This window comes from Halopolyspora algeriensis, assembly GCF_003337235.1.
In the GTDB taxonomy this organism is placed as follows: Bacteria; Actinomycetota; Actinomycetes; order Mycobacteriales; family Pseudonocardiaceae; genus Haloactinomyces; species Haloactinomyces algeriensis.
The window spans coordinates 38,109-49,993 of the sequence record NZ_QPJC01000009.1; the positions used below are offsets into that span (position 1 = coordinate 38,109).

The 11,885-nt window shown below is 66.9% G+C and carries 11 protein-coding genes; 4 read left to right on the forward strand and 7 right to left on the reverse strand.

Translation table 11 applies throughout. From position 1 onward, the window contains the following. Positions 1-21: 21 nt before the first annotated feature. Positions 22-1,425 (forward strand): vanillate/3-O-methylgallate O-demethylase, encoded by a 1,404-nt coding sequence (gene ligM, locus DFQ14_RS14265; protein ID WP_114453782.1) that lies wholly within the window; start codon positions 22-24, stop codon positions 1,423-1,425. A gap of 181 nt (positions 1,426-1,606) precedes the next feature. Further along, complete coding sequence (locus DFQ14_RS14270) at positions 1,607-2,368, forward strand: SDR family NAD(P)-dependent oxidoreductase (RefSeq protein WP_114453783.1); 762 nt, start codon at positions 1,607-1,609, stop codon at positions 2,366-2,368. Between the two features lie 200 nt (positions 2,369-2,568). Here DFQ14_RS14270 and mftE read toward each other — a convergent pair whose 3' ends face one another. From mftE to mftA, 7 genes are all read right to left on the reverse strand, one after another. After that, the gene (gene mftE / locus DFQ14_RS14275; protein WP_114453784.1) at positions 2,569-3,330 is read right to left on the reverse strand and encodes a mycofactocin biosynthesis peptidyl-dipeptidase MftE; all 762 of its coding nucleotides are present in this window, start codon (positions 3,328-3,330) and stop codon (positions 2,569-2,571) included. Then, the gene (gene mftF, locus DFQ14_RS14280) at positions 3,327-4,811 is read right to left on the reverse strand and encodes a mycofactocin biosynthesis glycosyltransferase MftF (protein WP_114453785.1); all 1,485 of its coding nucleotides are present in this window, start codon (positions 4,809-4,811) and stop codon (positions 3,327-3,329) included. The genes mftE and mftF overlap by 4 nt, the downstream gene beginning before the upstream one ends. Next, positions 4,808-5,596 carry a mycofactocin-coupled SDR family oxidoreductase gene (locus DFQ14_RS14285; protein WP_114453786.1) on the reverse strand — a complete coding sequence of 263 codons (789 nt, stop codon included), beginning with the start codon at positions 5,594-5,596 and terminating at the stop codon, positions 4,808-4,810. The genes mftF and DFQ14_RS14285 overlap by 4 nt, the downstream gene beginning before the upstream one ends. Before the next feature lie 87 nt (positions 5,597-5,683). After that, the gene (gene mftD / locus DFQ14_RS14290) at positions 5,684-6,880 is read right to left on the reverse strand and encodes a pre-mycofactocin synthase MftD (protein WP_114453787.1); all 1,197 of its coding nucleotides are present in this window, start codon (positions 6,878-6,880) and stop codon (positions 5,684-5,686) included. Positions 6,881-6,947: 67 nt separating this feature from the next. Continuing rightward, positions 6,948-8,171, reverse strand: coding sequence for a mycofactocin radical SAM maturase (mftC, locus tag DFQ14_RS14295; RefSeq protein ID WP_420810171.1), 1,224 nt, complete (start codon positions 8,169-8,171; stop codon positions 6,948-6,950). A gap of 77 nt (positions 8,172-8,248) precedes the next feature. Next, the gene (mftB, locus tag DFQ14_RS14300) at positions 8,249-8,473 is read right to left on the reverse strand and encodes a mycofactocin biosynthesis chaperone MftB (protein ID WP_420810172.1); all 225 of its coding nucleotides are present in this window, start codon (positions 8,471-8,473) and stop codon (positions 8,249-8,251) included. A gap of 115 nt (positions 8,474-8,588) precedes the next feature. Further along, positions 8,589-8,702: a mycofactocin precursor MftA gene (mftA, locus tag DFQ14_RS14305; protein ID WP_114453789.1), complete on the reverse strand. Its 114-nt coding sequence runs from the start codon at positions 8,700-8,702 to the stop codon at positions 8,589-8,591. A gap of 515 nt (positions 8,703-9,217) precedes the next feature. On the opposite strand from mftA, the gene mdo reads away from it, so the two are divergent. After that, entirely contained in the window at positions 9,218-10,510 is a 1,293-nt protein-coding gene (gene mdo, locus DFQ14_RS14310; RefSeq protein WP_114453790.1) for an NDMA-dependent methanol dehydrogenase, read from the forward strand. A gap of 105 nt (positions 10,511-10,615) precedes the next feature. Next, a complete protein-coding gene (locus DFQ14_RS14315; protein ID WP_114453791.1) occupies positions 10,616-11,842 on the forward strand; it encodes an AAA family ATPase in 1,227 nt (408 codons plus the stop codon). Positions 11,843-11,885: the final 43 nt, after the last annotated feature.

Genomic DNA, 11,885 nt, shown 5'->3' on the forward strand with positions numbered 1-11,885 from the left:
TCGAACGAGAGCGGTAAACACATGAGCGCGAAAAATCTGCAGGAAGTGCTGGACCAGTCGGGAAACACGGTGGATCTGCTCCGGAATTCCCAGCTCGGAGCCTTCATCTACCCCGTCGTTCCGGCCGAATTCACGAACTGGCGCCGCGAGGTGACTGCCTGGCGCGAAACGGCAGTGCTGTTCGACCAGACGCATCACATGGTCAACCTGTTCGTCTCGGGCCCGGACGCGCTGCGGTTGCTCTCCGAGACCGGGATCAACAGCATGGCCAATTTCCCGGTGGACTCGGCCAAGCAGTTCGTCCCGGTTTCCCCCGAGGGAGGTGTCATCGGTGACGGCGTCCTGTTCCGACTGGCCGACGAGGAATTCGTGTTCGTCGGGCGTGCCCCCGTGGCCAACTGGCTGACCTTCCGGGCCGGCAAGGGCTACAACGTCGACATTCGCTGGGACGAGCGCTCGCCCTCACGGCCGTACGGCAATGCGGTCACGCGCGATCTGTGGCGCTTCCAGATCCAGGGCCCGAACGCGTGGAAGGTCATCGAAAAGGTCAACGGTGGCCCGGTCGAGCAGCTGCGCTTCTTCAGGATGGGCTCCATGAACGTGGCCGGCGAGCAGGTCCGCACGCTGCGCCACGGAATGGCGGGAGCTCCGGGCCTGGAGATCTGGGGCCCCTACGAGAGCTACGGCAAGGTGCGCGACACCATCCTCGAGGCGGGTCGTGAATTCGGTCTGGAGCCGGCGGGAGCGCGCGCCTACTCGTGCAACACCCTGGAGTCGGGCTGGATCCCGTCCCCCCTGCCGGCTGTCTACACCAGCGAGGAAATGCGTCCGTACCGGGAATGGCTGGGGGCTGACAGCTACGAGGCGGTGAACGCCCTGGCCGGGAGCTTCGTTTCCGACAGGATCGAGGACTACTACCTGAACCCGTGGGAACTCGGCTACGGCCCCTTCGTCAAGTTCGACCACGACTTCGTGGGGCGGGACGCGCTGGAAGCCATCAACCCGGAGACCCAGCGACGCAAGGTCACCCTCGCCTGGAACGCCGAGGATGTCACCAAGCTCCTGGCCTCGCCGCTGAACCAGGACGGCCCCGATTACCAGTTCTTCGACCTGCCCAACGCCAACTACGGATCGTCCAACTTCGACTCGGTGGTGGACGCCGAAGGTCGGCAGGTCGGGCTGTCGCTGTTCACCGGATACAGCGCCAATGAGCGCACGGTGCTCTCACTGGCGACCGTGGACCCCGACGTTCCGCTCGGCGCCGAGGTCACGGTGATCTGGGGAGAGCCGGACGGCGGCACCCGCAAGTCGACTGTTCAGCCCCACGAACAGTTCGCCGTGCGTGCCGTGGTGAGCCCGGCACCCTACTCCGCCGTGGCCCGGGAGAACTACCGACCCGGATGGCGCACCGCCGCGGCGGTCTGACACCTGTCAGGCGTCTCCCGAACACTGGTCTGCCATGGCGGGGCAGCACCTCACGGCCGGGTGGCGGGACGATCCCGCCACCCGGCCCCGCTTTCGACGACGGCAAGCACCGAATCCGGACGGGAGCACTCTTCGCCGCTGACCTGGTGGCGGCCCTCGCGAATGGAGGCAGGAGCGGACAATGGCGAAACGAGAGTACCGACTCGAGGGCCGGACCGCGTTCGTCACCGGCGCGGCCGGAGGTCTGGGCAGCGGCATATGCCGACGGTTGCTCGACGACGGTGCCGAGGTGGTGGGGCTGGACATCGCCTCCCCCGAGGAGACAGCGCAGGCGGTGGGCGAGGAGGACGACCGCTTCCACGCGGTCCGGTGCGATGTCGGCGACCCGGACAGCACACGTCGTGTCTGCGCGGAGTGGGGTGAGCGCCTCGGTGGTGTCGACGTTCTGGTCAACAACGCCGGTCTGCTCTCGGGCAGGTCCGACCTGTTGAACGCCACCAAGGAGCAGATGCTCTCCTACTTCGAAACCAATTCCGTGGGAGCGTTGCTGATGGTGCAGGGCTGTCATTCGTGGCTGCGGGCGAGCACGTTCGGTGGCAGGATCGTCAACGTCGCCTCACGCACTTTCCACACCGGTTCGCCCTGCCAACTCGCCTACGTCGCCAGCAAGGGCGCACTCGTCGGCATGACCCGCGTCATGGCCCGCGAGCTCGGATCCGACGAGATCACCGTCAACGCCGTGATGCCCGCACAGGTGGCCACCCCCGGCACCCGGCAGCACTCCTCCGACGAGGTCTTCGCGCGCACGATGAGTCAGCAGGCGATCCAGAAGTTCGTCACCCCGGACGACTTCGCCGGCCTGGTCAGCTTCCTCGCCTCGGACGACGGCGCGCTCATGACCGGACAGACCCTGGTCTACGACGGCGGCGGCCTGCTGCACTGAGACTCGGTGCACGAGTTGCTGACCACCGTGCCGGTCCGCGCGGGCCGCAGTCTGCGGCTCGATGTGCTCGGGGCAGGCCGCACACCCGGATCGGATCGCCGGGAATAGCCTTCCTTCGACTACGCGCTGCTGCATCGGCCCTGGGAAGAGGATGTGGTCGACCGGGAAGGCAAGTTCCGCACCCCCTGCAGGGCTTCACCTCAGCCCTGCGGGCCTGCCGCGGCACCTTCCGGCCGGCCGGAAGGTATCCGGCACGGAAGGAGCCGTCCGGACGGCGTAACGTGCCAGCTACGCGCGTCGGCGCAGAGCCGCTCGACCATGACGCTGAGCATCCGCTCACCGTCGGCGGTCGATGCGCCCGCGGGATCTCCCAGCACACCGTTCGGGCTGACGTGGCGTACCGAGGTTCGCATCAGCTCCGGCAGCAATTCACCGATCGGTTCGGTACGTCCGGGCTTCGCGCGTTCCGCGTGTACCGCCGGCGGTTTCAGCGCCATCATGAGCGCTGTTTCCGTCCTGCCCGCGTGCGCATCGGCGTCTCCCGGAAGGTGCGACCACCATGCGACGTCACGGCTCTCGTCCCGCAGCCGAGCGACCGCCTGCGCGAGGGTTCGACTGTTACCACCGTGGCCGTTGACGATCAACAGCCGTCCGGCCCAGCAGAGCAACGACCTGCCGAGTTCGACGAGCAGCAGCTGCAACGCCTCGCAGCCGATCGAAACAGTGCCCGGAAACCCCTCGTGCTCGCCGCTGGCCGCATAGGGCTGTTCCGGGGCGAGCAGCACATCGATGTCTCCTGCCAGTTCCCCTACCGCGCTGCGAGCCACCGCAGTGGCGATTGCCGTGTCGGTGTCCACCGGCAGATGCGGACCGTGCTGTTCGCAGGCTCCGAGCGGAAGCACGACCAGCGGCTCGCGGTCGACCAGATCCGGCCACGCCTGGTCGGTCAGCAGCAAACTCATCTCGCCCCCACACGCTCGTACCGTTGTGACGACCTGCTGCGATCACAAGTGCGCCCGGCTTTCGACCCGATGGAGCGTGACGCCGGAAGTCGCCGCCCGGAGCCTCTGCACAAGGAGTCATCGGTGAACTGTGGACGGAGCGGACCGATGGTGCGTTCCTTCAGACAACCCGCCCACACCCCGGCCCCGTACGACAGGTCGTCGAGGAGGCGCAGAAGGGCCCAGCTCGGACCTTTGCCCGCCGATTCGATCAGACAGGGCAGCAACACGGCCGAGGTCACCGCGCGGGCTCTTCCACCGAACAGTGCAGCGACGAGTGCCGGCGGCCACCAGGTGCGCCGGGTGGCCTCGGCGAGGATCCTTCCGGCGCCCAAGTGCCCCACGCCGGCCAAGCGCAGCGCCTCGGTGGCGGGGATGCCTCGACCGCGAAGCGCTCGGGGGAACAACGCGGTCGTCACCGCCGCCGTCGCCAGCGCGGTAACGGGACGACCCGAAGCCAGCAGACCCCACGAGAGGGCGCTCCATCGAGACACCTTCGCGCAACAGAGCAGGCCGGGATGCCGGGCGGATAGCGATGCCGCCGAAGTGCCGTACTCGAATCGCTGCCGCATCCACTCCAGCAGGCCCGCGCGCGGATCGTGCCACACGACCGATTCCGGCGCGTACCGAACGGTGTGCCCACTCGCTGCGAGTCGCCATACGAGGTCGACGTCCTCGCCGAAGCGCAGACGCGTGTCGAAACCGCCCAGTTCGGCAAGAGCGCTCCGGCGCACGACGAGCGCGGCACCGGGCACGTAGCTGACACGGCTCATCGGGCGCACGGGTGCTGGTCTACTCCCCAGGTCCAAAGCGGATCGATCCTGCTCGTAGCGCTCCAGGGGCGCATCACCCGGACGACTGCGGATCCTCGGCGCGACGGCCGCAACCTCTGGGTCCGAAAACAGCGGAAGTATCGCGTCCAGCCAGCCGGTCTCGGGGACGACGTCGGAATCGACGAAGGCGATCAGCTCGGTTCGCACACGTTGCCATCCGGCGTTACGAGCCGCCGCGGGCCCCAGCGGTTTCTCGTGCCGCAGCGCGGCTTCCGGTAACGGCTCGACGGAACCGTCATCGACGATGATCCGCTCGGAGAGCTCATCGGTGGCCTCCAACAGTCGGTGCACACCGGAGGCGTTGTCCTTCACCGGAGTGACGAGGGTGAGGTCTGCGAGCGTGAAACGACCTCGCGGAGATTCGGGGTGGAGCAGCCCGGCGTCGAGCAGCCGCCGGGCCAACCGCTGCTCCCCCGCGTTCCTGCGGAGCGCTTCGCCGCCGTTCACCCAGCGGCCGAAGACCCGCGCGCCCTGTGCTCCGAGTTTCAGAAGCCACAATGGTGAGCCGCCGACCAGCACCGTTCCCCCCGCGAAGCGACGCACCGAGTCGTCCGGCCGCAGGAACGTGCCTTCCGGGACCAGCTCGCCGACATCCTCGTGAGCACTCATGCGGTGAATCCTCCGTCCGCGTGGACGACCGTGCCCGTGATCGCGGAAGCTTCCGGCGAGCACAGAAAACACACCACCGCAGCCACCTCGTCGGGCTCGAGCAGACGCTCGGTGAGCTGGTGCCGAGCGAACTCCTCGATGTCGTCCAGCCCGTAGAGGTCGGCCGTCGCATCGAGCATGTCGGTTCGCGTGGAGCCCGGCGAGACCGCCGTGGCACAGACACCCGTATCGCGCAGGTCGATCGCGAGTCCGCGAATCAACCCCACAACGGCGTGTTTGGCCGCGTTGTACGAGCTCAGTCGCCACAGGCCGCGATGCGCCGCCGCCGAGGCAAGGGCCACGAACCGGCCGTTGCGCGGTTGCGGCCGCCGCAGCAGAGTCGGAATCGCGGCACGCGCCAGATTCGCAACTCCGGATACACCGGTTGAGAACACCACATCCCATTCGGAGTCGTCGGCCTCCCAGAACGGTTTGCCGCCCGCCATCAGCGCGGCGGCCCCGACGGCCGCGTCGAGCCCACCGAAGCGCTGCTCCGCCAAGGACACCACCGCACGCAGTCCCTCGAGGTCGCGCACGTCGACGACGGCCTCGATCACCTTCCCGGGATGTTCCCGAACGAGTTCGGTGAGCTGGTCCTCGGTCCCCAACGGGTACCCGGCGTACGGATCGTCGGCGCAACGGTCGACGGCCACCACGTTCCAGCCCGTGGCGGCCAGTCGTCGAACCACTGCCGCACCGATGCCGCGTGCAGCGCCGGTGACCACGGCAACCCTCGGTTCGTTCATCGGCTCTTCCCTCTCACCCGGGAACACTTGCAGACTCACGGGTTGTGGCGCTGTGCCCCGGCTCCGGCACGGCTTCAGGACACCACCTCAACCGGAGCCGACGGTCTCTGCTCCTCCGAAACCGCTTTCGAATCCGGGCGGAACGACCACGTCGGAACGATCGAGCTCCTGAACGGACGAGCGCCCCAGGCCCAGCAGCGCCGAGTCGATGCCACCGCGCAGGATGTCGAGCACGTTTTCCACACCGGCCTGGCCGTTGGCTGCCAGGCCCCACAGGTAAGCGCGTCCGATCATGACGGCCTTGGCACCCAGCGCCAGCGCCTTGACCACGTCGCTGCCGCGGCGGACACCGCCGTCGAGCAGCACCTCCACCTGGTCGCCCACGGCCTCGGCGATGCGGGGCAGAGTCCGGATGCTGGCGGGGGTGCCGTCGAGGTTGTTGCCGCCGTGGTTGGACACCGAGATCGCCGTCACGCCCGCATCGACCGCGCGTTTGGCATCATCGACCCGGCCGACGCCTTTGAGCATGAAGGGCCCGTCCCACCGTTCGCGCATCCACCGCACGTCGTCCCAGTTCGGCGGGGGTGTGAACATCCATTCCCCGTAGGCGCCGAAGAAGGTGGGAGGTGTCTCCTCGCGGCGCCCCCTGACGTTGGGAACCGTCAGATCGGGAATTTGGCGCCGCTTGGCGAACGCGGAGAACCATCTGGGGTGGGTCAGCGCCTGCGGCGCGTAGCGCAGCATCGTCTTCAGGTCCATCCGCTCCGGAATGGCGGGACTTCCCCAGTCCCTGCCGTGCGAGAACGACCAGTCCGTGGTTGCGATCATGCCGACCGCACCCGCCTCGCTGGCACGCTGCATGCGCTGCTCGATCTCGCCGCGGCCTCCCACCCAGTAGGTCTGGAAGAAGGTCTGCGGATTGGCGGCGGTGACCTCCTCGACCGGTTTACTGGCGAACCCGCTCAACCCCATGGCCGTGCCGCGCGCCGCCGCCGCGCGGGCGACGGCCACCTCACCGTCCGGGTGCACGGCCTGCACACCGGTCGGAGAGATGACCACGGGCAACGAGATCGGTTGCCCCATCACCGTCGTGCTCAGATCACGCTCGTGCGAAAGACCGGCCACGTGCGGGGCGAACCCCAGTTCGGCGAAGGCGGCCTGATTGTCCTGCAGCGTCACCCCCTTCTCCGAGCCGGCGATCAGTGCTCCGTACACCGACCACGGCAGGCGTTTGCGTGCTCTGCGCTGTGCTTCGGCAACGGTCTCGAACCAGTCACTGCCCATGGGCAAACTTTCCTTTCACGACAACGAACTCCGGAAAGCGATCCGGAGCCCTGCAAGATGATCCGGCTCAGCTCATTCCGGCCAGGGGACTCTCGTCGCAGGCTCGGTCCGGGCGCCGAATGGCAGGCAACCCCAGCAGAACCTGCTGCTTTTGGGTGCTGGGTCGTGAGTGGTCCTGCGCCGGGCGAGGTGTCTGCCGGACATCGACCTCGGTCAGGGCCGCCGCACCGTGCCCCTTGACGCATTCCGGATCCGGGCCGTCCAGCGGCAGACCGGTGAAGAACTTCGCAGCCATGCACCCGCCCTGGCACGCGTCGTAAGCCGAACACGACATGCAGGCTCCACCGGTCTGCGGTCGCCGCAGGTCGTTGAACAGCTCGGAATCCCGCCACACGGCACCGAATCCGGCCTCCCGGACGTTCCCGGCGTGGAAGGCATCGTGGATGGCGAACGGGCACGCGTAGACATCGCCCACGGGGTCGATCAAGCACACCACCCGGCCGGCCCCGCACAGGTTCAGCCCCGGCAATGGCTCCGACCCCAGCGCGTTGAGGTGGAAGAACGAGTCACCGGTGAGCACGTTCTCGCCGTTGTCCAGCAACCAGCGGTAGATCGTCCACTGCTGCTCGGCGGTAGGGTGCAGCTCGTCCCACACGTCGGCGCCACGCCCCGACGGACGCAGCCTGGTGATCCGCAATTGGGCACCGAATCCGTCGGCGATTCGCTTGAACTCGTCGAGCTGGTCGACGTTCCGGCTGGTCACCACCACCGAGATCTTGAATTCGCGCATTCCCGCTGCAGCGAGGTTCTCCATGGCCCGCATCGCCGTGTCGTAGGAGCCCGCACCGCGCACCGCGTCGTTGACCTCGGGCGTCGCCCCGTCCAGTGAGATCTGCACGTCCACGTAGTCGGTCGCCGCGAGCCGGCGCGCACGCTGCGGGGTGATCCGATAGCCGTTGGTGGAGAACTTGATACCGACGTGGTGATCGACGGCGTAGTCGAGCAGTTCCCAGAAGTCCGGGCGCACGGTCGGCTCCCCGCCACCCACGTTGACGTAGAAGACCTGCATCCGCTCCAGCTCGTCGATCACCGACTTGATCTCGTCGGTGCTCAACTCCTCGGGGTCGCGCCGGCCGGACGAGGACAGGCAGTGCGCACAGGAAAGATTGCAGGCGTAGGTCCATTCCCACGTCAGGCAGATCGGAGACTGCAGTCCGTGCTTGAACTGCTCGACGAGCGGGAGAACATCTTTCTTCCGGTCGTTCCGCGAGGAAGAACGCATGGTGGTCATGAGTGGCACTCCTGGGTGAGTGGCGAGCGGGATGAGCAGGGCAGGCGAGACTGCTGTCGGACGGCCACTCACCGACCTCAGGCGCGTACGATCATCTCGGAATCGGCGAGCGAAGCCAACGCCCCGACATATGCACCGCGCTGGTTTTCCGGGACGTCGTGGGCTGCCACGGCCTCACGCACCGATCCGTACTCACACAGATCTTCAACGATCCGCACGAGCTCGGGGGTCTTCAGAAACGACAACCGCCGGTTGCCGAAGTGGTACGCGAGTGCGCCGAAATTTTCCGGGCGCAGTGACACATTCGGGCTCAGTCGGTAGTGCCCGTCCGGGTCGAAGTGTGACTCCGCGTTCACTGAAGTGGGTGTGTGGTCTCGCTCCTCCGGGGCGAACGCATCGGCCGCGGAGGAGCGGAATTCAGTAGACACCGCACATTCCGTCGATGGAGACCTCCTCGACGAGAAGGTCTTCCTCCACGAAGAGGTCTTCGGAGTCGTTCTGCGAAGCGGTTTCCACGGACTCGTAGGACATCGGGTTTCCCCTTTCGATGGCTGTGGTGAGCGGTCGCGGTGGAGTGGCCGCCGACGAGGATGACGCTAATCAACACCACGATGCTCGTTCACCGTGCTCTCGGGCCTTCCCCACCTGCCCGATCGGACAGGTGGGAGCACTCGCCCATCGAGCGATGCGCCGGCAGAGCTGCGTACATCGCTCGGTGAACGAGGGCAGCGGTCGCCGGAAGGGAGTTCGGGAGCGTGCCACACAGCACATGACTGTCCCGATGGAGGGGCCGCACCAGTCCGATCGGACGGTCCTGGACATCCACCTCGGCAGTTTCCGGGCGAACACCTATCGAAGGAGCGATCCCGCGGCTTAGCTTCGCCGACGTCCCGTTCTCGCGTGAACCACCTCACGCGACTGGTCGCACCGACCACAGGCGGTTCGTGGCAATCGAGCGCGGAGCCATTCCGCGCCCGGAAGGGCGCGGGCACCGGCCCCCGCATCCCCGGCAGGCGACCGATGGGGTCGCCGGAGAGGAAACGGACATGAAGGTCGAGGAGCTGCTCAAGCCGTTCCCACTGAAGGAATTTCATCCGTTCCCGCGGGCATTGATGGGCCCCGGAGCTCACGAGATGATCGGGCCGGAGGCGCTCAAACTCGGCTTCCGCAAGCCGCTGGTGATGACCTCCGGGCTTCGCGGCACCGACATCGTGCACAACATCGTGGAGTCGCTGAAGTACCACGGACTCGACCCGGTTCTCTACGACGAGGTCGAATCCAATCCCAAGGACTACAACACCATGGATTCGGTGGCGCTGTACCAGGAGAACTCCTGCGACAGTTTCATCTCCATCGGAGGCGGGTCGTCACACGACGCCTGCAAGGGTGCCCGGGTCTCGGTCGCCCACGACGGGCGCAACGTCAACGAGTTCGAGGGCTTCAACAAGTCGGAGAACCCGAACAATCCGCCGCACATCGCGGTGTCGACGACCGCCGGTACCGGTTCGGAGACCTCGTGGGCCTACGTCATCACCGACACCACGACCGACCCGGACAACCCGCACAAGTACGTCGCCTTCGACGACGCGTGCGTGGCCAGCCTGGCCATCGACGACCCGGTGCTGTACTACGACTGCCCCGTCGACTACACCGCCCAGTGCGGTTTCGACGTGCTCGCGCACGCCTCCGAACCCTACGTCTCGCGGATCAACTTCGAACCATCCCTGGGCAACGCGCTGCGGGCCATCAAGCTGACCGCCGAGAACCTGCGCCAAGCGACCTGGAACGGCCAGGACCTCCCGGGACGAGAGGGCATGATGTACGCGCAGTACATCGCCGCCCAGGCGTTCAACTCCGGCGGCCTGGGCGTCATCCATTCGATCTCGCACGCGGTCAGCGCCTTCTACGACACCCACCACGGCCTGAACAACGCCATCGCGCTGCCGCGCGTGTGGGCGTTCAACATGCCGGTCGCCTACAAACGTTTCGCCGAGATGGCCGAGGCGATGGGCGTGAACACCCGCGGCATGAACGACGTGCAGGCCGCGGATGCGGCCCTCAACGCCGCGATTCGACTGCTGCGCGATGTCGGCATCACCGAACGGTTCGTGGACATCACCAAGGACACCTACTCCAAGAACCGGCTGGGTGAAGGACCCACGAAGTTCTACGAGCGACGCACACAGATCAAGGGCGACGCCGAGGACGTCGACGCGATCACCAAGCATGTGCTCGGTGACGCCTGCACGCCGGGGAACCCGAAGGAGTGCACGTTCGACACGGTGCGCCCGGTCGTCGAGCACTGCATGACCGGTTCCCTGGACGAGCTGCTCAGCTGAGCACGCCCCCGGCCGGTGGGTGAGTCCGTCTCACCCACCGGCCCTGCCGAAAGATGCCCACGGGCGCCGGACCGGCGTACCGGATCGAAGAGAAGCGGAGGATCCGTGTCAGCAGGAAGCGATCAGGAAGACGTCCCGGCAGGCTTCGAATCGATCGACGAGGTGACCGAAAGCTTCGCCGAGGCGGGCTACCTCACCGACACCCGATTGGCGACCACCATCTTTCTCACCACCCGGCTGGCCAAGCCGCTGTTGCTGGAGGGACCGGCCGGTGTGGGCAAGACCGAGCTCGCGACCAAGCTGGCCGCGGTCACCGGGCGCCGCCTGCTGCGCCTGCAGTGCTACGAGGGCCAGGACGAGACCAAGGCCCTCTACGAGTGGGACTACGGCAAGCAGTTGCTCTACACCCAGATGCTGCGGGAGAAGATCAGCGAGATCATCGCCGACACTCCCGACCTGGACTCGGCGGTCGAGGCGATCGGCAAGCAGGACGACGTCTTCTTCTCCGACCGGTTCCTCACCCCTCGGCCGCTGCTGGATGCGATCCGCGGCGACGAACCCGCGGTGCTGCTGGTCGACGAGGTGGACCGCGCGGACGAAGCTCTCGAGGCGGTCCTTCTGGAATGCCTCGGCGAGTACCAGGTCTCGGTACCCGAGATCGGTACCTACACTGCGAAAACCCCGCCGTTGGTCGTACTCACCTCCAACAACACCCGTGATCTCTCGGCCGCGCTGAAACGTCGCTGTCTGCACCTGTTCCTCGACTATCCCGATGCGAACCGGGAACTGGAAATCATCAAGTCCAAGCGGACCGGGCTGCCGGAGGTGGCGGCGCACCGGCTCGTCGAGGTGGTGCGCGACATCCGCGAACTACCGTTGCGCAAGGCCCCCAGCATCTCGGAAACCATCGACTGGGCACGCACTCTCGCCGTGCTCGGCGTCGAGGAGCTGGACCCCTCGGTACTGGCCGACACCGCGAACGTCGTGCTCAAGTACGAGCGGGACCTGGACAAGGCCCGCGAGCTCATGCCCCTGCTCCGGGACCCGAACCGCACGGTTCCCGAGCAGCACTCACACGACCACGGGCACGGGCACGGGCATCATCACAGCCATGCTCACGGCGAGCGGGTGGCTACGGAGACGGCCCCGGCCGGCACCGATGACAAGGATTACGGCAAACAGGTCCGTGCCGCCAAGGACCGCCCCGGCAGGCACGACGAGGGCTACTACGGGTCCACGACCAGCGCTCCGGTCCAGCGCCGCAACAGCGGGGTCAGCTCCGAGCAGGGCAGTCGGTCGTGGGCCCCGCACGCTCGCAAACGACCGTTCTGAAACGACCACGAAGCCCCGGCACGCCCGTCGATCGAGGTGGGAC